Source organism: Arthrobacter sp. SLBN-100 (genome assembly GCF_006715305.1).
Classification (GTDB): Bacteria; Actinomycetota; Actinomycetes; order Actinomycetales; family Micrococcaceae; genus Arthrobacter.
Window position 1 is genome coordinate 625,736 of the sequence record NZ_VFMY01000001.1, and the last position, 19,009, is coordinate 644,744.

23 protein-coding genes, 16 tRNA genes, 1 other RNA gene and 1 pseudogene are annotated in these 19,009 nt (G+C 62.1%); 31 read left to right on the forward strand and 10 right to left on the reverse strand.

Annotation, left to right across the window (positions count from 1 at the left end; genetic code table 11):
- Positions 1-239: 239 nt before the first annotated feature.
- Positions 240-785: a hypothetical protein gene (locus FBY31_RS02785; protein ID WP_142036622.1), complete on the reverse strand. Its 546-nt coding sequence runs from the start codon at positions 783-785 to the stop codon at positions 240-242.
- Between the two features lie 262 nt (positions 786-1,047).
- Here FBY31_RS02785 and FBY31_RS02790 point away from each other — a divergent pair, with 262 nt between their 5' ends.
- Positions 1,048-1,854, forward strand: a complete 807-nt coding sequence (locus FBY31_RS02790; RefSeq protein ID WP_142036625.1) for a hypothetical protein — start codon at positions 1,048-1,050, stop codon at positions 1,852-1,854.
- A 69-nt stretch (positions 1,855-1,923) separates the two neighbouring features.
- Here the strand turns inward: FBY31_RS02790 and FBY31_RS22750 are convergent, their stop codons facing one another.
- Entirely contained in the window at positions 1,924-2,067 is a 144-nt protein-coding gene (locus FBY31_RS22750; RefSeq protein WP_160142427.1) for a hypothetical protein, read from the reverse strand.
- Position 2,068: 1 nt separating this feature from the next.
- Here FBY31_RS22750 and FBY31_RS23190 point away from each other — a divergent pair, with 1 nt between their 5' ends.
- The 15 genes from FBY31_RS23190 (at position 2,069) to FBY31_RS02850 (ending at position 6,596) form a co-directional block, all read left to right on the forward strand.
- Positions 2,069-2,458, forward strand: coding sequence for a hypothetical protein (locus FBY31_RS23190; protein WP_235012905.1), 390 nt, complete (start codon positions 2,069-2,071; stop codon positions 2,456-2,458).
- A gap of 56 nt (positions 2,459-2,514) precedes the next feature.
- On the forward strand, positions 2,515-3,279 hold the full coding sequence (locus FBY31_RS23195; RefSeq protein ID WP_235012908.1) for a Fic family protein: 765 nt from the start codon (positions 2,515-2,517) through the stop codon (positions 3,277-3,279).
- 870 nt (positions 3,280-4,149) lie between these two features.
- A tRNA-Trp gene (locus FBY31_RS02800) sits at positions 4,150-4,222 on the forward strand.
- A 191-nt stretch (positions 4,223-4,413) separates the two neighbouring features.
- Positions 4,414-4,495 (forward strand) — tRNA-Tyr (locus FBY31_RS02805).
- A gap of 2 nt (positions 4,496-4,497) precedes the next feature.
- Positions 4,498-4,573, forward strand: a tRNA-Met gene (locus FBY31_RS02810).
- A gap of 1 nt (position 4,574) precedes the next feature.
- Positions 4,575-4,658, forward strand: a tRNA-Leu gene (locus FBY31_RS02815).
- Between the two features lie 176 nt (positions 4,659-4,834).
- Positions 4,835-4,918, forward strand: a tRNA-Leu gene (locus tag FBY31_RS02820).
- 24 nt (positions 4,919-4,942) lie between these two features.
- Positions 4,943-5,033, forward strand: a tRNA-Ser gene (locus tag FBY31_RS22755).
- A 114-nt stretch (positions 5,034-5,147) separates the two neighbouring features.
- Positions 5,148-5,236, forward strand: a tRNA-Ser gene (locus tag FBY31_RS22760).
- A gap of 105 nt (positions 5,237-5,341) precedes the next feature.
- A tRNA-Ala gene (locus FBY31_RS02825) sits at positions 5,342-5,414 on the forward strand.
- A 52-nt stretch (positions 5,415-5,466) separates the two neighbouring features.
- Positions 5,467-5,539, forward strand: a tRNA-Ala gene (locus tag FBY31_RS02830).
- 273 nt (positions 5,540-5,812) lie between these two features.
- A complete protein-coding gene (locus FBY31_RS02835; RefSeq protein ID WP_142036627.1) occupies positions 5,813-6,178 on the forward strand; it encodes a hypothetical protein in 366 nt (121 codons plus the stop codon).
- Positions 6,179-6,310: 132 nt separating this feature from the next.
- A tRNA-Pro gene (locus FBY31_RS02840) sits at positions 6,311-6,384 on the forward strand.
- Between the two features lie 12 nt (positions 6,385-6,396).
- A tRNA-Ser gene (locus tag FBY31_RS02845) sits at positions 6,397-6,487 on the forward strand.
- A 35-nt stretch (positions 6,488-6,522) separates the two neighbouring features.
- Positions 6,523-6,596, forward strand: a tRNA-Pro gene (locus FBY31_RS02850).
- Between the two features lie 20 nt (positions 6,597-6,616).
- Here FBY31_RS02850 and FBY31_RS02855 read toward each other — a convergent pair.
- A complete protein-coding gene (locus tag FBY31_RS02855) occupies positions 6,617-6,862 on the reverse strand; it encodes a hypothetical protein (RefSeq protein WP_142036629.1) in 246 nt (81 codons plus the stop codon).
- 39 nt (positions 6,863-6,901) lie between these two features.
- Here FBY31_RS02855 and FBY31_RS02860 point away from each other — a divergent pair.
- Positions 6,902-6,974 (forward strand) — tRNA-Phe (locus FBY31_RS02860).
- A 179-nt stretch (positions 6,975-7,153) separates the two neighbouring features.
- A tRNA-Gly gene (locus FBY31_RS02865) sits at positions 7,154-7,225 on the forward strand.
- 240 nt (positions 7,226-7,465) lie between these two features.
- On the opposite strand, the gene FBY31_RS02870 is transcribed toward FBY31_RS02865, so the two are convergent.
- Positions 7,466-8,296: a hypothetical protein gene (locus FBY31_RS02870; protein ID WP_142036632.1), complete on the reverse strand. Its 831-nt coding sequence runs from the start codon at positions 8,294-8,296 to the stop codon at positions 7,466-7,468.
- A 287-nt stretch (positions 8,297-8,583) separates the two neighbouring features.
- On the opposite strand from FBY31_RS02870, the gene FBY31_RS02875 reads away from it, so the two are divergent.
- Positions 8,584-8,655, forward strand: a tRNA-Gly gene (locus tag FBY31_RS02875).
- 23 nt (positions 8,656-8,678) lie between these two features.
- A tRNA-Arg gene (locus FBY31_RS02880) sits at positions 8,679-8,752 on the forward strand.
- A gap of 14 nt (positions 8,753-8,766) precedes the next feature.
- Here FBY31_RS02880 and FBY31_RS02885 read toward each other — a convergent pair.
- Positions 8,767-9,114 (reverse strand): hypothetical protein, encoded by a 348-nt coding sequence (locus FBY31_RS02885; RefSeq protein WP_142036635.1) that lies wholly within the window; start codon positions 9,112-9,114, stop codon positions 8,767-8,769.
- A 222-nt stretch (positions 9,115-9,336) separates the two neighbouring features.
- Here FBY31_RS02885 and FBY31_RS02890 point away from each other — a divergent pair.
- Both FBY31_RS02890 and ssrA read left to right on the forward strand, forming a co-directional pair.
- Positions 9,337-9,421, forward strand: a pseudogene (locus FBY31_RS02890).
- Between the two features lie 26 nt (positions 9,422-9,447).
- Positions 9,448-9,835, forward strand: a transfer-messenger RNA (tmRNA) gene (ssrA, locus tag FBY31_RS02895).
- Positions 9,836-9,910: 75 nt separating this feature from the next.
- Here the strand turns inward: ssrA and FBY31_RS02900 are convergent.
- Complete coding sequence (locus FBY31_RS02900; protein WP_142036638.1) at positions 9,911-10,792, reverse strand: hypothetical protein; 882 nt, start codon at positions 10,790-10,792, stop codon at positions 9,911-9,913.
- A gap of 187 nt (positions 10,793-10,979) precedes the next feature.
- Here FBY31_RS02900 and FBY31_RS23200 point away from each other — a divergent pair, with 187 nt between their 5' ends.
- Both FBY31_RS23200 and FBY31_RS02910 read left to right on the forward strand, forming a co-directional pair.
- Entirely contained in the window at positions 10,980-11,552 is a 573-nt protein-coding gene (locus tag FBY31_RS23200; protein ID WP_235012909.1) for an HNH endonuclease, read from the forward strand.
- Positions 11,553-11,643: 91 nt separating this feature from the next.
- Positions 11,644-12,180, forward strand: coding sequence for a hypothetical protein (locus tag FBY31_RS02910; RefSeq protein WP_142036640.1), 537 nt, complete (start codon positions 11,644-11,646; stop codon positions 12,178-12,180).
- Positions 12,181-12,237: 57 nt separating this feature from the next.
- Here the strand turns inward: FBY31_RS02910 and FBY31_RS02915 are convergent, their stop codons facing one another.
- Positions 12,238-12,765, reverse strand: a complete 528-nt coding sequence (locus FBY31_RS02915; protein ID WP_142036644.1) for a DUF732 domain-containing protein — start codon at positions 12,763-12,765, stop codon at positions 12,238-12,240.
- Between the two features lie 19 nt (positions 12,766-12,784).
- On the opposite strand from FBY31_RS02915, the gene FBY31_RS02920 reads away from it, so the two are divergent.
- Entirely contained in the window at positions 12,785-14,029 is a 1,245-nt protein-coding gene (locus FBY31_RS02920; protein WP_142036647.1) for a hypothetical protein, read from the forward strand.
- 21 nt (positions 14,030-14,050) lie between these two features.
- On the opposite strand, the gene FBY31_RS02925 is transcribed toward FBY31_RS02920, so the two are convergent.
- Together FBY31_RS02925 and FBY31_RS02930 are read right to left on the reverse strand one after the other, a co-directional pair.
- Entirely contained in the window at positions 14,051-14,254 is a 204-nt protein-coding gene (locus FBY31_RS02925) for a cold-shock protein (RefSeq protein WP_142036650.1), read from the reverse strand.
- A 154-nt stretch (positions 14,255-14,408) separates the two neighbouring features.
- Positions 14,409-14,801 (reverse strand): hypothetical protein, encoded by a 393-nt coding sequence (locus FBY31_RS02930; protein WP_142036653.1) that lies wholly within the window; start codon positions 14,799-14,801, stop codon positions 14,409-14,411.
- A gap of 353 nt (positions 14,802-15,154) precedes the next feature.
- Between FBY31_RS02930 and FBY31_RS02935 the strand changes: the two genes are divergently transcribed.
- The 3 genes from FBY31_RS02935 to FBY31_RS02945 are packed head-to-tail and all read left to right on the forward strand — an operon-like array spanning position 15,155 to position 16,284.
- Positions 15,155-15,478, forward strand: coding sequence for a hypothetical protein (locus tag FBY31_RS02935; RefSeq protein WP_142036655.1), 324 nt, complete (start codon positions 15,155-15,157; stop codon positions 15,476-15,478).
- Between the two features lie 47 nt (positions 15,479-15,525).
- On the forward strand, positions 15,526-15,975 hold the full coding sequence (locus FBY31_RS02940; RefSeq protein ID WP_160142428.1) for a tRNA(His) guanylyltransferase Thg1 family protein: 450 nt from the start codon (positions 15,526-15,528) through the stop codon (positions 15,973-15,975).
- 18 nt (positions 15,976-15,993) lie between these two features.
- On the forward strand, positions 15,994-16,284 hold the full coding sequence (locus FBY31_RS02945; protein ID WP_142036661.1) for a hypothetical protein: 291 nt from the start codon (positions 15,994-15,996) through the stop codon (positions 16,282-16,284).
- Positions 16,285-16,515: 231 nt separating this feature from the next.
- On the opposite strand, the gene FBY31_RS22765 is transcribed toward FBY31_RS02945, so the two are convergent.
- Positions 16,516-16,674: a hypothetical protein gene (locus FBY31_RS22765; protein WP_160142429.1), complete on the reverse strand. Its 159-nt coding sequence runs from the start codon at positions 16,672-16,674 to the stop codon at positions 16,516-16,518.
- Here FBY31_RS22765 and FBY31_RS23205 point away from each other — a divergent pair.
- From FBY31_RS23205 to FBY31_RS02960, 3 genes are all read left to right on the forward strand, one after another.
- Positions 16,664-17,299 (forward strand): hypothetical protein, encoded by a 636-nt coding sequence (locus FBY31_RS23205; RefSeq protein WP_235012910.1) that lies wholly within the window; start codon positions 16,664-16,666, stop codon positions 17,297-17,299. The genes FBY31_RS22765 and FBY31_RS23205 overlap by 11 nt on opposite strands.
- A gap of 72 nt (positions 17,300-17,371) precedes the next feature.
- A complete protein-coding gene (locus FBY31_RS02955; RefSeq protein WP_142036664.1) occupies positions 17,372-18,415 on the forward strand; it encodes a DUF559 domain-containing protein in 1,044 nt (347 codons plus the stop codon).
- Between the two features lie 128 nt (positions 18,416-18,543).
- Positions 18,544-18,966 carry a DUF732 domain-containing protein gene (locus tag FBY31_RS02960; RefSeq protein ID WP_142036666.1) on the forward strand — a complete coding sequence of 141 codons (423 nt, stop codon included), beginning with the start codon at positions 18,544-18,546 and terminating at the stop codon, positions 18,964-18,966.
- Positions 18,967-19,009: the final 43 nt, after the last annotated feature.

A 19,009-nucleotide genomic window follows, 5' to 3' on the forward strand; every position in this document is an offset into this window, starting at 1 on the left:
GTGAGGACACCAACGTACCGGGAGTGGGCGGGGTCAGGGCCTGTTCCGCAGCTCGTGCGTCACCTCCCCGCGCGCCGTGCAGCTGCCGCCAAGCGTGTTGCTGCAGTCCAGGGGGAACCTGCCGAAGTGGCCGAGCGGGAAGCCATGCAGACGGCGACAAATTTGGTCCGGGCGGCGCGGAGGAGGACGAAGCGTGCGGGGAGGACTGGGCCACACAGCAGAGTAGTTAGGAGACTCTCTCAGGCTGCACGGATAGCTGAGGCGTCGTGCTTCGGCTGGTAGAGATACTGCCCCGCTACCTCGTCCGCAGCGCCTGCGACGACCGCTGCGATGTCGATTCGGAGAGTGGCTCCGGCAGCCTCGACGCCATCAATTTCTCCGAGCGCACCGGCACGTTCTTGCCGAATCTCGGCTATAACGGTATCCGCCCAGTCCCCGAAACGGTGGGCCGGCAGGATCCTGCCGGCGCTGTCCAGGACATTGGACAGCATGACAGGACTGCCATCCTTCACCGAGACGATAATGGTCGCGGCATCGGGGTGCTGCTGCAGGACATGGTGGGCGGCGGCCGCGCACGCGATGGCCCGCTGCCGGGTCTCAACCATGAGCAGCTGGTCCTGCAGGAAGGCCCGCCGGCGCGCCAGCAGCGGCGTCTCGGCGGTCGCCAGCGCGGCTAGGTCCGCTGTGGACCTCAAGTCGAGGCTGAAAGCCGGTTCTGCGCGGGCGATGCCGGCGAATTGGCCTCCGGTGGGGATGTGGGGCTGGGGGCTAGTGATGGTGGTCATACTCCGGATGTGTACGGCTACTGTGGAGTACGCCAGGTCACTTGCCTGACCCTCCGGATAACCGCGGCAAATAGGGTAGCCGGCGCCCATTGACGGTGGGGCGCTGGCTTCCTACCATAAAGCCCTTAGATGAGAGCCAACGCTGAAGCGGAGCCTGCGAGTGGGACAGCCAAAGAACCGTAAACCCGCCAAAGCTTCTGCGGGGAAGAAGGCGCCATCGCGTCCGTCTACTGGCGGAAATGTTCGGTGGTGGAAGAGACCTTTGGTCTGGGGCGGAACCCTCCTGTTGGCCGCGATAGGCGCTGCGATCACTGCCTGGCTCCAGCCCAGGATCACAGACGCAATCGAGACGGTCATTGAAAGTGGGGATCCGATCTCCGTCGTTACTTCACTGAAGCCATCCGATGGGGACGTATCGCTCCCGGCGAGCAGGTCACTTTCCAGCGCAGACCTCGAACGGATGAACGCCCTGGAGCCAGCCGCTCAAATTGCCTGGCTTGAAGAGAACAGCGGTGTGCCGGTGGGGGCGCGGGAATTCACCGTGACCATGAAAGGCAACCGTAGTCACTTGGTACGGGTAACCGACATTCGACCCGTAAGCGAATGCGAGGACCCGAGCCGCGGAACTCTCGTGAGGACTGGATGGGGGAGGGGAGCCGTGCCCCCGTCAACTATCCTCTACTTATTCGTCGATGATCCGGCAAAACCTGTAGAGCTTTACACACCGGGCGCCGCCCAGACCGAACCCTTTTTTCCAGGACGCACGATCACCCTCAGTAGTCCCGAAGAAGAAGAATATGTGGTCCTGAATCTCATTCCGAGCAGAACAAAACTGTGCAAGGTCCATGTCGAGATGACCGTTATGGACGGCGAGAAGGAGATCAAGCAGCGGATTACAGATCAGGACATTGTGCTCGCTCCCTTCGAGGAAGCCATCGATCCGTCGCGGGAATCCGCATACGAGGCCGTCTATTTAGGCGGCAGTATCTGCAAGAAGGTCGTTCCTGCTCCCGAAGACTATGAGCAGGACATCAAGTCGGCGTGTGGGCCCGGCAACTACAGGGGCTAACGACAAGCGACCACGAGCATCGGACGGTATCGTCTGCCCCATGCTGGTGGTTGCTCGTGTAGACGCTCGCTAATCCTTCGGCCGGAAGCCGATGGACTCCTCGACACCGACGGCCTGCCCGTCCAGGAACGTGTGGAAATCATCCTCGTCGCGGTAGCGGAACAGTCCGTGACTGGCTGCGGCGATTCCCGCCGGCGGGGAGTTTGCTGCCAACGTGCATGCCGAGCCCGGCTTCTCCCTGCCCGTTGGTACGGCGGCCTGGCCCGCGATTGGCTACGAGGAGCACCCCTGGGAGACCGACCTCGACCGCGGCGCCTCCCAGCGGCAGCGGCTGCTGGCCCGCGGGCCTTACGAGGCCGCCGTCACTCCTGCGATCGCAGACCTGGATCCTTCCATCGATTCCCGCACCCAGGCCCTGCCTGAGGCGGCAACCCTGGAGATGGTCCGCTTCGACGCCGAACTGGGCCGGGACACCACTCCTTTCGCCGCACTGCTGCTGCGCAGTGAATCCGCGTCCAGCTCCCAAATCGAGAACCTGACCGCAGGCGCCCGCAAGATTGCCCTGGCCCAGCTGGGTGACACCTCAAGCAAAACGCTTCCCTGATCGCTTCCAACGTCAAGGCGCTGCAGGCTGCGATCGATCTGTCCGAGGACCTGTCGGTGGAGAACATCGCCGTCATGCACCTTGCCCTGCTCAATGCCTCGGACAGCAACATCGCAGGGGAGTACCGGGACGCTCAGAACTGGATCCGCGGTAACTCGCCGCACACCGCAGAGTTCGTCCCGCCCCATCCTGACCGCGTCCTGCCGGCCATGGATGACCTGGTGGCGTTCATGCGCCGCGACGACATTCCCGCGCTGACCCAGGCTGCGATCGCGCACGCCCAATTCGAAACCATCCACCCGTTCGCGGACGGCAACGGCCGAACCAGCCGAGCCATCGTCAGCGCGCTGCTGCGGGCCAAGGGCGTCACCGAGAATGTCACAGTCCCGGTGTCCTCCGGACTACTGACAGATACCCGCCTGTACTTCGATGCCCTGAGTGCCTATCGCGAAGGAGCCACCCAGCCCATCGTGGAACGCTTCGCCGAGTCCGCTGTGAGGGCTGTCGACAATGGCCGCCAGCTGGCGGCCGACATCCAGGCGGCAGAGGAAAGCTACCGTGAGCGGCTGGCCGGAGGCCCATCGTCCGTCCGCAGAGTCCTGGACCTGGTACCGCGGGAGCCGGCGCTGACCGCAGAGATGGTTGCAGAACACACCGAGACGTCTCTGGCGACAGCGTACCGGGCCGTCGAACGGTTGGAAGCAGCGGGCATCCTGGCATCCGCCGGCAAGATCCGCGGCACCCGCGTCTGGGTAGCTCCCGACATCATCGCGGCCCTGGACGCCTTCGCTGACCGGGCAGGGCGTCGGACCCGGCATTAGCCAGATATGTCCCGTCCACGGGGTAGCCTGCACAGGAAGACGACTTCAGGGTGGGGGAACGATGCTGGCAGATCATGGTGATACTCGGGACGGCAGTCGAGATGTGCCGGCGAGGAGATGGATCAGTCGTGGGCTCCTTCTGGCAGGTACCGCGGTTGCTGTCATCTTCCTGGCGGCGATCTTCCAAACGCTGACAGTTCCACTCGTCCTGAACGGCAGCGAAGGTGAGAGCGGCCTTCAGGTATGCCCGTCAGCTTTCACCTCGTTGACGAGCGGGGCATCAGTGGACTTCAGCGACAGGGCGTGCGGGGACTACACCGGAAGCATGCTCGCACGCTCTGCATGGTTCCTCCTGGGAGCGACCACTTCCGGCGCCCTGACGGCTTTCTTCCTTATTCGGGGAAGAAGCCGTGCTGAAGCCCGCCGCGCCTGATTTCTGTCGCGGTGACGCTCTTTTGAATCGCCGCACACATTTAAATGGAGGGGGATTTTCCTTCTGAAACTCGTGAGAGATTTGGAATGCAAATTCAACGTCTCTCAGTTTGAGTTTATTCAGCAGGTCATCAGGGCCCGCGAAATCGTTCAGGAAAGGACAGGCCATGCTCGCATCATCCATGCTCAGCATCTCGGCAGCAGTATGCCGCCGCGGCTTTGTCCTGCCCACGACCAAGCCGGCGTTGGAATCCCCGAAAGCCTATGGAAACACCTGGCAGCGGAATGACCACGCAAGGCACCGAAGTATCCTCTAAGTTTTGACGGCATGGCCGTCCACCAGAGGCCGCTTCGGGTGAGTCCAACCCCGAGGCGGTCTCTCTTTTTGTCCCCATGAGGACAAGCGGACCGCCTCCACCCAGCCGGGATCCCGGCACTGGGGAGGTAGCTCAGTTGGTAGAGCAACGGTCTCCAAAACCGTAGGTCGCAGGTTCAAGCCCTGTCCGCCCCGCGCAAGACAAAGCACTCGCAAGAGATGCAATTGCTCATTGAGAATTCCATAGTGAATGTGAAGTACGAGACGGAGAATCTACAGGAAAGCCAAATCCTGTGGTGCTATTTCTTCGCGCTCAAAAACAAAGTGATAAACGGTTTCCGGACCGGCGCGCAGGTTTATTCCTGAAGGCCGGTCCGGGAATTCTCGGCGGATTGCCCGAGTGGCTAAAGGGGCCGGACTGTAAATTCGGTAGCTCAGCTTTCACTGGTTTGAATCCAGTATTCGCCACGCGCAGAGTAGGGGAGGTCGGCCGTCCCCGCCGGGTTCATTCCCCGGAGATCGTGGGTTCAAATCCCGCCTCTGCAACGCCCGTCTGGCGAAATTGGCAGACGCGCCAGCCTCAGGAGCTGGTGTCCTTTGGGACGTCCGAGTTCAAGTCCGGGAATGGGCACTGTGGCCATGAGCAGGGTTGCCCAAGCGCAGGCATTAACCGCAACGCCTTGACCGGCGGGTGCATGCCTGGGTGATGTAAAACAGATACCCGCCGCCGGGTTGCTTCGACCACAAGGCTTGTCCGCGGACGGCAGCTAGTCACTGCTTATCCCGCGTCCAGGCGCCCGGCGTCTCGCCCGTCTGGCGAAATTGGCAGACGCGACAGTCTGAGAGGCTGTTGTCCGAAAGGACGTCCCGGTTCAAGTCCGGGGATGGGCACTGCTCCCGCAGGGGAGTGCATTTGGAGGGGCCAGCCGACTGATGGCGACGGCCGCTGCCTGGAGCGCAGTTGACGGACCTGGTCCGTGTGCGAGTTCGAACCTCGTCCCTTCCGCGCAGTACAGATGGAGTCCCCAGCCGAGGGTTGGCGGCGGCGCCAGATTCGAGATCCGGTTGCGGGCAACCGCGTAGGAGTTCGATCCTCCTGGACTCCGCGAGCAGTACACGAGGAAGGTAAGCGAAGTTGGGGAGCAGGCCGACTGCTGATCGGCTAAGACGGGTGACACCGTTTTGCGGGTTCGAACCCCGCGCCTTCCGCTCCGTAAGGACAGTCCGCAGCTCAGTGGTGAGAGAGTTTGTAGGCTCCGCACACATGAGGCGGGACAGAACAACCAACACCGATGGTGAAGGCCACCGGCAATGGGGGTTATGGCGCAGTTGGTAGCGCGTCTGCATGGCATGCAGAAGGTCCGGAGTTCAAATCTCCGTAGCTCCACGATCTCCTCAAGATCATAGGTCCCGCTCTCTGCTCAGGGCGGGATCCGAATGGGGCCATGGCGCAATTGGTAGCGCACCTGCTTTGCAAGCAGAGGGTTCGGGGTTCGAGACCCCGTGGCGCCACGGCTGGGGTAGGGCAGCGGATTGATTCCAGTCAGAAGATCCCTAAGAAGGACACTGGACATCGACCGCCAGCCACCCGGCATTGGCAATAACCAACGATCGGAGCAAGACACATGATCACCGCCTACTTCGATGCTGACGGCATCTTCAACGCCGCTACAGACCACCGCTTCTCCCCACCACCGGCCGAACAAACCGGCTGGGAGAACTGGCACCCAATCACCGTGCCTGGCGCATTCCCGGGCTACTGGTCCGGGGGAGCAGGTGGACGCCGTGAACAGGATCGCGGGTCATCCCGGTGTGACCGGCAAATGGCTCACCCGTTGGGAGGAACAGGCGCCCCTTCAGCTCGCTCCGGCGATTGGCCTGGACGCGACTGATTGGGAGGTCATCTTCGGGGTTGACGAAGACGACCCGATGAACTGGCACTGGTGGAAGCTGGCAAAGATCCACGAGGACCTGGAGAAGGACCGTCCCGAGGGCTTCATCTGGCTCGACGACGACATCACCTCCGACCCCGCTGCCGTCCATTGGCTGCGGACCATCGACCTGCCGCATCTGGCTGTTTGCCCGAAGACAACCGACGGGCTCACCCGGAGCCACGTGGTTGAGATGGTGCCGCTCAACCAGCAGCATTGACCCGGACGGATGCACGTCGGTTAGCGAAATGGCAACGCGCCCGCCCGAGTTGGCGGGAGTTCACCCCGGATGGGGGTCCGGGCAGGTAAGTGTTCCTGGGTTCGATTCCGTGACCGGCGCCGCAGTAGAAATCGGGGTGTGGCGCAGCTTGGTAGCGCGCATCGTTCGGGACGATGAGGTCGCAGGTTCAAATCCTGTCACCCCGACGCAGTAAAAATGGCGGGATGGTCCGAGCGGCCTAAGGCGGCTGCCTTGAAAACAGCAGATGGACTACCAGTCCATCCCCGGGTTCGAATCCCGGTCCCGCCGCTTGCAGTACCCGGGGTGCCTGGCGCTCCGGTCTTCGGGATGTAACGCAGCTTGGTAGCGCACCTGGCTGGGGGCCAGGGGGTCGCAGGTTCAAATCCTGTCATCCCGACTGGATTGCTTAGGGAATTGCTACTTCTCCCAGCGGGTCCCGTCAGTCCACCGAATATGCGGATTCGCGGCCTCCTCGGCCTGCTTCTCAGCGTCGTCCCATGCACTCTTCAGGAACGCGCCAGCCAGCCCCACAAAGATGGCAGCCATTCCTGTCCAGACGGCCTTCTCAAAGTTGTCCATGTCTTCCCTGCTAATCGACGATCCATCGAGCATAACCGCCCAGGTTGTGGCGCGCTGGAAAACGTTGGCAGGCGGGGTCGGCACTTGGATCACCCTGGCCTCCAATCGAGGCCTCGGGACTTCGGCTTCTTAGCTCAGTTGGTAGAGCGTCTAGGTGAAAACTAGAAGGTCCCCAGTTCAAGTCTGGGAGTAGCCACGTAGGAGTAGCGTCCTTCCTTGTTCGCCGCGATGAGTCGAAACAGCGGTCGTGCTGCGCCGGTGCGAAGAAACGGCGCCCCAACACCGATGAGGGAAAACCTGCCCAGGCATGAGGTCGTCCGCGGGAACGAGATCCCGGGCAGGTGTAGGGCCCCGCTAAGGCCCTAACCCTGCACTGTTGGTGTGGTGTAAACGGCAACACGACAGTCTGCCAGTCTGTCATCGCGGGTTCGATTCCCGTCACCGACTCGAATCAGATTCAGGAAGCATCTTCTTACTCCCTGAATCTACTTCACGAGCGGTGTCACCGGGGCCCTCCGTAGGGAGGCGGCAGAGAGGACCGTGGTTATCGATCGGTATTGGCTGGGTAATGAAGGCCTGCCCCCACCCAGAGGGGCGGGTCTTCGACGTTGCCCCAAACCCACGGGGTCTTCGACGAACGGGTTGCTGTTGACGGATCTCAAGCTGGACGGATTGCGGGCGGTGGTCCTACGGTCCCTTAGGCAGCTCGTCGGCGACGACGCAGTCCAAGACGAACTCGATCTGCCGTCCGCCGGCAAAGCCGTCCTGAAAGGTTCCGGCGGATACCATTCTCAGCTTCTTTGTCGTCCAGTCGAGCTGCTTTCCAACCAAGTCGCTTCCCGTAGGGGCCACGGTCCTGTGGACCGACTTGGTGGTGAACAGGCCCGAGTATGTCGAGACGCCGAAATCGAGGTCGTCGTACAGAAGCGGCGGGAGCCCGGTGAAGCCGGCAAAGATGACGCTGACATCACACCAAAGGTCAAGGTGACCCGATGTGCGGTCGAAGTGGCCAGTGACAGCTTTCATGAAACCCGTGGGTGAAAAACTGACAGTACGAGGGGCGAAAGTGAACACTGGCGGGAAGCCTGTGAAGATGTCCGGGAACCTCCTGGGCACGGGGACGGTGATAAGAAACCATGGGAAGAAAGTCATGGCCCAGCCGAGCCTCGGACCAACGGACTCGTGATCACACCCTTGGAACACCATGGACAGGGCCCGTTTGCCCTCGGTGTCCTCATGGGAGGAGATAAAGGTCGGGAAGGGGTCCAAACCCAGACGCGGGTGCGAGCAATTAACTGAGCTTATGAAATTAGGTTCAAGGGTGGTGGTGACAGGGAGGCAGCCGAGGCATGAGTTCAGTTCGTTGGTCAGCGTGTCAACACGGGATCTGGCCTTCTTGACAGCCTTCCCCAAAAATTCCTTCTCCTTCGTGGATTTTGCTGCCGCGAGGTCTTCTTGGGCGGCTGTCAGCACCCCCTTGGCGTCTTGCAACGCGCTGTCAATGTCTTCACACGCCATCGCTGCCTCCGGCTCCCTCTTGCGGCCCTACGTTCTGAGTCGTTCGCACGCAAGTATCGGGGTCACGACCTACCCAAGAGACCTGGACACTAATCACGAGGGTCCGTGATGTAGGCAAACGCTACACCTTTGACGAGACCGGGAGAAGGGGGTTGGACTCTTCATGGATCGTGCTCAGCGACACCGACCCTTTGGGGCCGATTGCAAGGTGATGCTCGGACTCTTCGTTCAATGAAATTGCAGTTGATCTGATGAATGTTCGGGTCCCGAAGTCTTCGCAATGCAATGCCGGAGTAGCTCAGTGGTAGAGCGCCGTCCTTCCAAGTCGGATGCCGCGAGTTCGAATCTCGTCTCCCGCTCGAGGTGCCCAGTGCACCTTTCCGCCTCCGTAACTCAGATGGATAGAGTGCCGGCCTTCTAATCCGGAAGTCGTTGGTTCAACTCCAACCGGGGGCACTGCAGCCGCGCCGCTAGTTCTGCTGGCGCAACTGCTCCTGCCGGTGGCGCTCCATCGCCGCGGCCCTGATAACCTCGTCCGGCTCCAGCCTGGTGCCCTTGAAGCCGTCCAGGAGGTCGTCCAGGTAAATGAACGGCACGCCGGCGGTTGGGTCGCCCTTCCTGACGGCCTTCTCCTCGATCAGAGTCTGGAGCCGCGCCGGGTCGATCTCCCGCGCGGAGGTCTCAGCCTCGATGTCCTTGATGTAGACGAAGGCTGGGCCAGGGGAGTGGACGGCTCGTTGGATGGTGTTCATCTGTATCCAGGCGTCCAGCTTGGACGGGACGATCTGCTTGTCGGAAGGGATCCTGAACGGGCTCATCCCATGACGTTATCGCCCGTGGCTATGGCCGCGGAGACAGGCGCGCGGGGTGCCGCACACATGAGAGAAGTCAGGCCCGCCGAACACGGCCCGTGACCGGGTGCTTCCGCCCGATCGGACGCTCTGAGAATGGTGTTTCGTGAACGAAGTCCAGTTGTCCATACTGGGTCCGCAAAAAGGTCAAAGCGGTGACGGGCCTGTTCGGCGTCCGGCGCCGCGTCTGGAGACCTAGCTCAGTGGCAGAGCGTGGGATGGGAGGGCGCCCTTCATCCATCCTTGGTCAGTGGTTCGAATCCGCTGGTCTCCACGAGGTACGCTTCGGCGTCCTTATCCGGGGGTGACTTGGTTTCGATACCGCCTGATCATTCCGGGAAGAAGCGGGTAGGGAAGCGCACGGGAATCCTTTCAAAAATCCGGGCAACAAGAGATGCCAACGCAACACGCTCTGATCTCGCCCTCGCCGCTTAGTCGGCCGGGGACCTAATCGAGGTCTGTCTCAAACCGCATCAGGCAACTGGTTCTCGGCCGCGGTTTAGGCATCAGCAAAGGAGACCTGGATGACGGCAGCGTTGCGGGCCGACATCTGTACCAGCAGCTAGACCGGGACGGGACGTTGTCCGCCATGCTCCATCCGGGTCGATAAGCACCAAGGTGGACTACACCCGTAGAAGAGTTCGGAATCAGGGGGTACACGAGGGTTCGAATCCCTCCACCTCCACCACTAGGCCCGGCACACCCTGTGCCGGGCCTCTTTATTGCCTCAGTCAGGCACAAGGTTTAGGCGTGCTTCGGGATACTAGAAGTCCCTATGTCCCGGAGCCGTGCCGCGGGCCACTGTCCGCCAGAAGAAGGCGTCCCCTTTGATCCCCGCTTTAGTTGCGGCCCTCATCTCGTCTTGGCTCTTCTTGTGGAGCCACGATCGGGTGCCAGGCGGCAACGCATACAGCTGCTCCGCGGCGAGGCCGAGGTCTATGGCATTCTGGTTATCAGGTTGTCTGGAGGCGATTGAGTAGAAGAGATCACCCAGTGGTTGGTGCTGTCCGTGGATCACGGCGTAGAGCCTGTCTCCGATTAGTTTGCACTGCGCCTTCGCGCTTTTACTGAGGACAGGCTTCTTATCAGTGGCGTAATACGGGCTGCCGCTGGCGGCGTCCAGAAGGTCGACTGCTTTTTGTGCCAAGACCCTGATTTTTTCACTCTTTCGACTCGCCCTTTCCAGTGCGGCTTCATTCCTGGAAGTCGTGCTCACTCGCCATCTGACGGGAGTTCCCTCGGCCAGTAGGATCTCTGTCATCCACAACTGCAGCATAGGGTTGGGCTCGTTGACTGGATGTACACAAACAGGCTGAAGGATGGGAGTACCGTCCGGTTCTCTTCCCACTAACACCATCTGGCAACCCTCATCAGACACTGCCTGCAGCACGATTCCCAGTTCGTCCGCTGCTGCAGGTGAAAGTGTTCCAAAATCCACAGCCCTAACACCGGGCACCGCGACATGACCCGGCGCTCCTGTAACCGTGCCCGCTGCCGTTGCCGGGTCCGCCGCAGGCGCAGCTGTTGCGGTCGCACGGCTGAAACCAGGGTCATCCGCCTTTGAAAATTGACCTGGCTGTTGGGGCTGACTGTTGGTCATATCACTCCACCTCTTGACCTCGAAGTTGCCGTTTACGAACGCCATGGTCCTCGCCGGGATATGTGCCGTCAAGGCCCTTTTGAAAGTAATGGACCACAACACTCTCGAGTCTGGAATCTTACATTTTCAGGTCTCCCCCGGCCTACGCGAGATGTGTAGGGAAGCTTGTCGCTCCGCACACATGAGAGGTGCAGGCTCCCTGCCCGCGTTCCCCTGTTCGAGAGGATCCAGAATGTCCATTACCTTCGGCACTACCCTTAGCGAGATCACCGGTTTCGCCTTCGCCTGCGGCCACGAGAATGGCCTGACAGCGCACCGCTTCGAGACCTACGACGAGGCGGGCAGGGTGCTTCAGGCCGAGTACGACACCCACGGATACACCGGCGGGCTCGCCGTCTGCGGCGACGTGGAGTACTGCGCTTACGGCATGATGTCCATCCAGGCCATCGAGTCGGACCCCTCGCCAGACGGGCCCTTCCTTCGTCCTGTGGTCCTGCGAGTGATCAAGTACGTCAAGATGTCCTGGCGCACCCGCACCACCTGTACCAAAGAGGCCGTGAAGCGACGCGACGGCCGGTGTGCGTACTGCACGAAGGGCAAGGCCGAGACGGTCGACCACATCATGCCGCAGTCCCGCGGCGGGCTGAACACGTGGCTGAACCTGGTCGGCTGCTGCTTCAAGTGCAACCAGCGCAAGGCCGACCGGACCCCGGAAGAGGCCGGAATGAAACTGCTCCTGACCCCGTACGCCCCCAAGGCCCGGCCGCCGCTGCTGCCTGACTTCGACTACGAGCTCATCGCCTAAGAAGGGCGGTCCTGATCCCGGGCCGCCCTTCGCTGTGCTGTGGTCCTTGGCCACGGCGTCACTGTAAGGTCCTAACAACGAAGGGATGCTCATGGGACGCATAGAGGACGCCGCGGAGGCGTTGAAGCAGCAACAGACGAAGGCAGAGTTAGAGTCAGAGCGCCGTCGCCGCGAAGCGGAGGAAGACCTGGTCGAATTCGTCCAGATCATGCGCACCAAGGGCATCAAACCGGAACGGGCCTATCAAAGGTCTGTCGAGTCCAGGGGTATCCATTCTCGGACGTCGAGGCCGACGTCGATCATCTCGTTCGATGAGTCAGCGGTAAGGGGATGGGTCATCAAGTTCAGCTTCCGGGGCGAGTACGACGATCATGAGTGGTTTGCCACCCTGGTCACCCCGAACCTTGCGCTCTGGAAGGCCCGCGCCTTCAAACGTACGCCTATGGGGGGACCTGTTGAATACCCGTCCCTCCAGCCAGGACAGCTCACCGTCTCGAAGGCATTTCCGGGTGGTGCTTTAAGTGAACTTGTCGTCGTCGTGGATGAGCCTTTGCCCGACCATCTTCGCCAGTACGAATTGAATGAGCTGCCCAGGATGGCCCGGACTTATCTCGACTCCCTGAGCTAGCACCGGGGCAGGAACGCAAAGGGCCCCGGTAATCCGGGGCCCTTTGCACAGCGGGGATTAGCCCTGGAGGATGTCCATGAGGTCGTCCGAGAGTTCGGGGCAGTAGTTCTCTGCGCCCGTCACTACCAGGTAGGCGACATCCCTTCCCATTTCCTTTGTAGGTTCGCCGGTCTGGACGGATTTAGCCAGTTCCTCCTGGTGGTCGATGATCTCGTCCCTGGTTGTGCCGTTTGCTACTGAGGCGCAGAGGTTCTGGGTCAGAACGATCATCATCTCGTTCCCGTATGGATCAAGCGTGGTGGTGTTGGCCCGAACCGTGGCCACGAAGGACTCGTCGGAGACCTGGCCGTCCTGGTAGTCCCAGATCGTCTTGCTCAGACCGCTTTCATCCCGGGATTTGGCCGGCTCTGAGGACAGCGTGCTGCTCTCCGTGGTGTCGACTCCGGCCGCCGTCGGGGAAGCGTCCAGGCTGGCGGTAGCAGTGACTGTCACGGTGTGCGCGGGGGTTGCCTGGGGCAGCATGCTGCAGCCGGCGGTCATCGAGAGAACCGCGGCAGCGAGGGAGAGCGAGGCGAGCTTCTTCATGGTGTCCTTGGGATTTCGAGTGGATATGAACGCGATGGGCTGGGATGCAGAATCCGGGGAGCTTGTGGACCCGCTTGGCGGCCGCGCCGACCTGGAAGCCGGTATCCTGCGCCACCCGAGCGACCACTTTCAAGAGGACCCGCTGCGGGTTCTTCGCGCCGTTCAGTTCGCCGGCCGGTTCAACATGGAGCTGGCCCCGGAAACAGCCGAGCTGTGCCGGGAGATGGCGCCGGCATTCCACCAGCTGCACAAGGACGGAATCTGGAAGCAGTTCCGCAAACTCAGCAGCGAGGGAAGCCACATCTCCAAGGCGCTGGAGGCTCTGCACGCCTCCGGCTGGGAGAAACACTTCCCGGGCCTGGCCGCGACCTGCGGCGTGCCCCAGGACCTGCGCTGGCACCCGGAAGGAGCCGTGAACGTCCACCTCGGGATGGCCGGTGACCAAGCTGCTCAAATCGCCCGCCGCGACGGCCTGGACGAGGAAGAAACCTCCACTGGTCCTCGCCGCGATCACCCACGACTTCGGCAAAGCCCACTCCACCAAGATCATGGACGACGGCAGCATCACCTCCGCGGCCACCACGAAACCGGGGTTGAGCCGGCAAGGGACTTCCTGGACCGGATCGGGGCGCCCGGCCGGTACCACGAGAAGATCCTGCCCCTGATCCGTGAGCACATGTGCCACAGCCCGGGCGGTGGGGTTGAGATCAGCGGCTCCGCGGTGCGCCGACTGCTGCGGAGGCTGGACAACGCCGGCGGCGGCCCGACCCTGAAGCAGTGGGCGCAGCTTGTCGAAGCGGACAAGGCTGGACGCGGCGAGGGCGTACTGCACACCAGGAACTACGTCCCGGACTGGCTGGCCGTGGCGGAGCGGATCGGCAACGAAAAGGCCATCGGCAAGGCACTGCTCAAAGGCGGCCACCTGGCCGACGCCGGCATTCCCGAGGGGAAGCTGTGGGCCATCATCGTCGCCCAGTCCGAGGAAGCCCAAGATGACGGGGTCTTCAGCGACGAGGACGGCGCACGCGCATGGCTGGCCGCCAATGAGGAGGCCATCATGACAGAGGCCAAGCGCCGGCTGCAGAAGTCCGAGGCAGCCTACGCGAAGAAGAAAGCCGCTCGGGACATCATCACGGCAGCCAGGGTGGCCGAGCAGAAAGCCGCAGCCAAGGCGCTGCGGGCGGCAAAACGGGAAGCTGAACAGACGGCCGCGGCCTCACAAGCCCGGACACAGCAAGAGACCGGTCAGAACCAATGGATCTGACCGGTCTCTTGTGACCAGCTGCTAGAGCGGCTGGATGTTCTCCGCCTGGGGTCCCTTGGGGCCCTGGGTGACGTCGAACTGAACCTTCTGGTTCTCGTCCAGAGACCGGTAACCGGTGGAGGCGATTGCCGAATAGTGTGCGAACACGTCAGCGCTTCCGTCGTCGGGGGCAATGAAGCCAAAGCCCTTTTCGGAGTTGAACCACTTGACCGTACCTGTTGCCATGCTGATTTCCTTCACGGGTCGCTGGGCGGCTCCGCTCTTCGGTTTACCGTCCCCGCCACTCACAGATCGAGCCTATGTGTCCGATACAACGGTGGGCAAGGGATTGCGGCAGGAGCGGAACCGGGTGCCGGAACACTTTCTGCCGCGGAGGCAATTACGGCTTGTGTACCCAGCCGGACCCGGCTCGGAACCTGACAGCACTGCCGCGCTTGTTGCACCGCCACTGGCCATGGAGCCATCGGCGCTCCGTGCCAAGGCGGCAGGTGCTGATTTCGGGGCTGTCGCCACTGGTTCCGGCCTGAACCAGGGCGGTGAGCATGCTTTGCACGTCGGCCTCGTAGGTGTCGAGGGCGTGGAGATCGCGCAGCTCGCAACCCTGGCCGTCCAGGCACGTTCCGTCGTGAAGACGGCGGGCGATGGTGATGACAGCCTGATGGTTGACGGTGACGGTCAGGACAGGAGCGCAGGCAGCTTCTGAGAGGAAGTGCTCTGCGGCTGGAAGGCCTGTAAGTGAATCGCCGATCAGCTCGTTCATCGTGGCGGTCATTGCTACTCCTGGTGCTCCTTGTACTGCTGCTTGCCTTCTATGTGTGCGGCATCACAGAAATATCCGCCCGGGCACCGAAGCGATTGGACATGTCCAAAACGCCGTTCCTGCAGTTAATGTGTGACTACTGGCTCTTGAAGCGGGCCACCGAAAGGGTCCGGAGGACCAGCACGTGGCACCCCGCAAAGAGCGAACAGTCCCCGAAGCACCGAAACCAACGAAGGACGACTCATTTAAAGCTCCGCCGCCTGCAGATGCCCCTGGGGGCAACGACACCAAAGATGATTTTGCTGAGCAGCCCCGACGGGCTCCGGGGCAGTTCGGCTACTTCCCGGAATTCTGGCCGCCCCTTGATGCCTGACCAGCACACCCTGACGGGGCCGCCGGCACGGCGCCGCTGGCTGAGCCTGGGAATGATCTCCTTCCTGCTACTGGCTGTGAATACGGCCGGGGTTTTCTGGGCCCTCTGGATGGTGGGGGGCGGGGTGGACTCAGGGATCGGCTTCTTCTACTACCTCTCGGGTGTCACCTTTCCGCTTTTCCTGGTGACCCTGACCTGCTCAGTCACCTCGGTGATCCGAAAGAAGGGGCGCATTCCCGGCACGGTCACGACCGTCATCTCACTCGGGGTGCTTGCCTGGGCGGTCTACAGCTTCCTGGACAGCCAGGTCTTCTAAGCCGGGCACCGCGCAGCGGGTTTGTGGTCTCCGTACACATGACGCCCATGTCCAGCACCCTTGCGCCCAAAAGCCCCACCACCGACCGATTCAAAGACCTCGAGAAGCAGTACCGCACGGTGCTGCCGGCCCGCTCTTACGCCGTCATCCGGGTCGACGGCAAAGGCTTCTCCAAGTACACGAAGGGTCTGCAGCGCCCCTTTGATCCGAAGTTCACTGCGGACATGCAGGCGACTGCGCTGTTCCTGTGCGAAAACATCGACGGGGCGCACTTCGCATACACCCAGAGCGATGAAATCTCCGTCGTCATTTCCGACCTGCCAGGAACCAGCACCCAGGCATGGTTCGGCGGGCAGGTCCAGAAGATCGTCTCCACGTCAGCCGCCCTGGGCACCGCCAAGTTCAACCGGCTCCGGCCCGAGGTCGACGCCCTTGCCTTCTTTGACGGGCGCACCCATCACCTCGAAGGAACTGCCGGGGTCTTGGAGTACCTGTAGTGGCGCCAGACCGATGCCATGAAGAACAGCGTCGGCATGCTCGCCTCGCACCACTTCAGCCACCGGACCCTGACGGGCATTTCAGTGCGGGAGCGAAAGGTGATGCTCGCCGACATCGGTGTCCGCTGGGATGACCTGGATCAGACGGTGCGGCAGGGGACGTTCATCCGGCGGCAGCGAACCGATGAGCCGGTGACGTACTGGCACAAGAAAGAGCAGGTGTTCAAGACCCTGGACGTTCAGCGCAATGCCTGGGCTGCAGCCGCTGCGCCCTGCTTCGACTCACTAGAGTCGCTGGGACTGGCGTAAACACAGATGTGGCCGCCAAGCGCTCCTTGGCGGCCACCTCCTGATTCTGCTGAAAGTCTAGAAGTCTTCTTTGGCGAGGGCCTTGGTCTTCGGTGGCGTTGGACGGCCCAGCCGTTCATCCAAGGCGGCCCGAAGCTTAGCGGCCGAGACCTGGGCCCGGTGATCCGTGGCGGTGAATCTTTTATGCGCCTCATCACTGTCACGGGGCAATCCGTAGCAGTGATTGCCGGCCTACTCGGGCTTTTCCTTTGACAGCGCGATGATCCAGTCCGGCGTCACGTCGCCGGTGAGCTTGTCCAAGGTGATTCGTGCCTTGGCGGCAGCAATCTGAACTTTTCGGTCTTGGGGGCTGACCGATGCCGGGCGGCGGGATGGCGGTATGGAGTCCACGTTGGACTGGGTTGGCCTGCCTCTTGTGGCCGGGTGTGCCATGTCCCTCGTCGACCTCTCACCTGCCTGCGGCGTCATTGTGGTCCCCTTCATTGTCGCGCCTTGCTTCCGGGTCGTCCAGCCTCGTTATGCACGCCTCGGCATGATCCGCGATGGAAACCACACCCTGGACTTCTGCCAGGCGGGCCGGTTTGCCGCTGCGAGGCGACGGCTCCGTGGAAGACGGAATCAGCCAGGCCCCCCGGACGTTCTCATTCAGGACGACGTCATGGCCCTGGAGATCGAGGGACCCAGCGGGACGATCAGCGCCACGACGGACCGACTGCGCTTGAACGGCATGAACACCCGGTCCGACTTCAGCGAGGTCACGTACTTCCTCACGGCCTCTTCCTTGGGGGACTTCAAAGACTTGATCCGTGACGGCGTTGACCGCTACGGCATTCCCGGTGAATCGGCCGAGGGCTGGATCGAATCCATCTCCAGCCGACCGGAAGAGAAGAGCGATTTCGCCTTGCAGGCCGGCACTTCGACGGGGCTGCGGGTCACCTACGACCTCCGCTACGACGGCTCAAAGAACGTCCAGGTCATCATCGTGCATGTCAGCCCTCTCAGCTCCGACAGCTGACGTCCGTCTGCTGACGACCCGGACAAGGTAGATTGCAGGCCAACAGCCGTTGAGCAAACCCAAGGGGGAGCAGTGCCTAAGATCGTCACCAAGCCGCGGTGGACACCGCCGGAACCGTCCGATCCGATCGGCACACTTCTCCCGGGAAGCTCCCTGACCTCCAAGCTTGAGGAGCAGGTGCGGGAAAGGCTGACGGCCGCCGGAGTTGGACTCTGCGAGAAACGGCTCGGGATCCAGTGCGGGTTCGACGAAGCCAGGAACAGGTACCCGGTCCTCACCCCTGACTTTCTGATCCGCGGCGCCAAGGTCTGTGTCGAGATCGACCCCGCTAACGTCCACGAAGACCGGATTGACCAGGACCAGGTCCGCAACGAGCTTCTTGAAGCCGCCGGCTGGCGGGTCGTGAGGCTTCGGCTTGGCGGACTGAAAGCCATTGGTGACTGGGACGTCGTCTCCGACACGTCCGGGGCCACCGTGGCGGCGGTAGCATCGTTGGTTGAAGCCATCGGGGACGCGGTCGCCGGCCGGCCCGGACGGTTACGGACCGTGAAAGGGAAGCCCGCCGCACCCCGGAAGAAATCCAGGCTCGGAGCCATCCGTGAAGACGAATACAAGTTTGGCGTCCACAACGTCAGGTGGTCACTGGACGGCGGCGAGGTGCTGGACCTGGCGGTGGTGGGCAACGGGCGCTACCTGGGCCGGGTCATGAAATCGGAGTTCCCCCGATACGTCCGGCCGCTCGACCTGGTTGACGTACCGAAGGATGGCTGGAGGAAGGCTCTGGAGCCACTGCCTGAGGGCATGGACGCATCCGAGTTCGAACCCGTCTCAACTTTTCCGTGGGGTGATTCCCTGTTCATCGGGCCCCAGGCCGGAACGATCTACATGAAGGACAAGTTCAGCCCCTTCGGCCCAGGTGAGGTCCTCACGACTAACCTCGAATGCGTCCATGAGTACAACGAGGCGGCCATCCAGGGAGAGGACCACACTGTTTTGGTGGAACTGCATGCTGAGGCCATTGCACTCGGCTGGAAGATCGAAAGCGTCAGGCTCGAATCAGGGCGGCACGGCGACTACCAGCGGATAGTCCTCACCCCCGAGGGCTTTAAGATCTGAGCAGCGCTGACCGGAATCGCCGTATAACTGTCTTGCCGCCGGTCCGCCGGAAGCTGCAACCCCGCCACGTCCGGACTCGACCGCGGGTGCCCTGTCCCATCAGGTTTTACCAAAGAGTGAAGGTCACCATGCGAAAAATTGCCGCCCTTGCTGTTGCCGCCGCCCTGCTTCTGGCAGGCTGCTCCTCCCAGACCGGGGGAGACACAGGACCCGCTTCGCCATCGACGGCAGACACTTCCCCGGCTTCCCCGGCCGCAACAGAGACATCGGTTCCTTCTACAGCGGCAGCAACAACTCAGCCGCTTGGGAAGGGATCCATCGATGACGCCACCCTGGACCAAGCCTTCCTGGCCGGGGCACGTAAATCCGTGCCGGCCAGCCTGGATGACGCGACCCTGGTATCGATCGGGCGCCGGATCTGCACAGACCTTGCAGCGGGAGTCGCGTCCCAGACGGCGCTGGACAAGGTTAAGACGCACGGACTGACGCAAAACGACGCCTTGCTGCTTCTGTTCACCGCCAAAGCGGTCTACTGCTCGACGACGCAGTAGACCGGGATCCTGCTTCCCCGGAGGCCTTGCCGCACACAGTCTA

Bases quoted from the DNA above. Each gene is read 5' to 3' on its own strand.
- FBY31_RS02870 (WP_142036632.1), bottom strand. From the start codon at position 8,296: ATGGCGTGTGAAGACATTGACAGCGCGTTGCAAGACGCCAAGGGGGTG.
- FBY31_RS02785 (WP_142036622.1), bottom strand. From the start codon at position 785: ATGACCACCATCACTAGCCCCCAGCCCCACATCCCCACCGGAGGCCAA.
- FBY31_RS02960 (WP_142036666.1), top strand. From the start codon at position 18,544: ATGCGAAAAATTGCCGCCCTTGCTGTTGCCGCCGCCCTGCTTCTGGCA.
- FBY31_RS02945 (WP_142036661.1), top strand. From the start codon at position 15,994: ATGAAGAACAGCGTCGGCATGCTCGCCTCGCACCACTTCAGCCACCGG.
- FBY31_RS02935 (WP_142036655.1), top strand. From the start codon at position 15,155: ATGCCTGACCAGCACACCCTGACGGGGCCGCCGGCACGGCGCCGCTGG.
- FBY31_RS02885 (WP_142036635.1), bottom strand. From the start codon at position 9,114: ATGAGCCCGTTCAGGATCCCTTCCGACAAGCAGATCGTCCCGTCCAAG.
- FBY31_RS02915 (WP_142036644.1), bottom strand. From the start codon at position 12,765: ATGAAGAAGCTCGCCTCGCTCTCCCTCGCTGCCGCGGTTCTCTCGATG.
- FBY31_RS23200 (WP_235012909.1), top strand. From the start codon at position 10,980: ATGTCCATTACCTTCGGCACTACCCTTAGCGAGATCACCGGTTTCGCC.
- FBY31_RS02910 (WP_142036640.1), top strand. From the start codon at position 11,644: ATGGGACGCATAGAGGACGCCGCGGAGGCGTTGAAGCAGCAACAGACG.
- FBY31_RS02940 (WP_160142428.1), top strand. From the start codon at position 15,526: ATGTCCAGCACCCTTGCGCCCAAAAGCCCCACCACCGACCGATTCAAA.
- FBY31_RS23205 (WP_235012910.1), top strand. From the start codon at position 16,664: ATGGAGTCCACGTTGGACTGGGTTGGCCTGCCTCTTGTGGCCGGGTGT.
- FBY31_RS02900 (WP_142036638.1), bottom strand. From the start codon at position 10,792: ATGGCGTTCGTAAACGGCAACTTCGAGGTCAAGAGGTGGAGTGATATG.
- FBY31_RS02925 (WP_142036650.1), bottom strand. From the start codon at position 14,254: ATGGCAACAGGTACGGTCAAGTGGTTCAACTCCGAAAAGGGCTTTGGC.
- FBY31_RS02930 (WP_142036653.1), bottom strand. From the start codon at position 14,801: ATGACCGCCACGATGAACGAGCTGATCGGCGATTCACTTACAGGCCTT.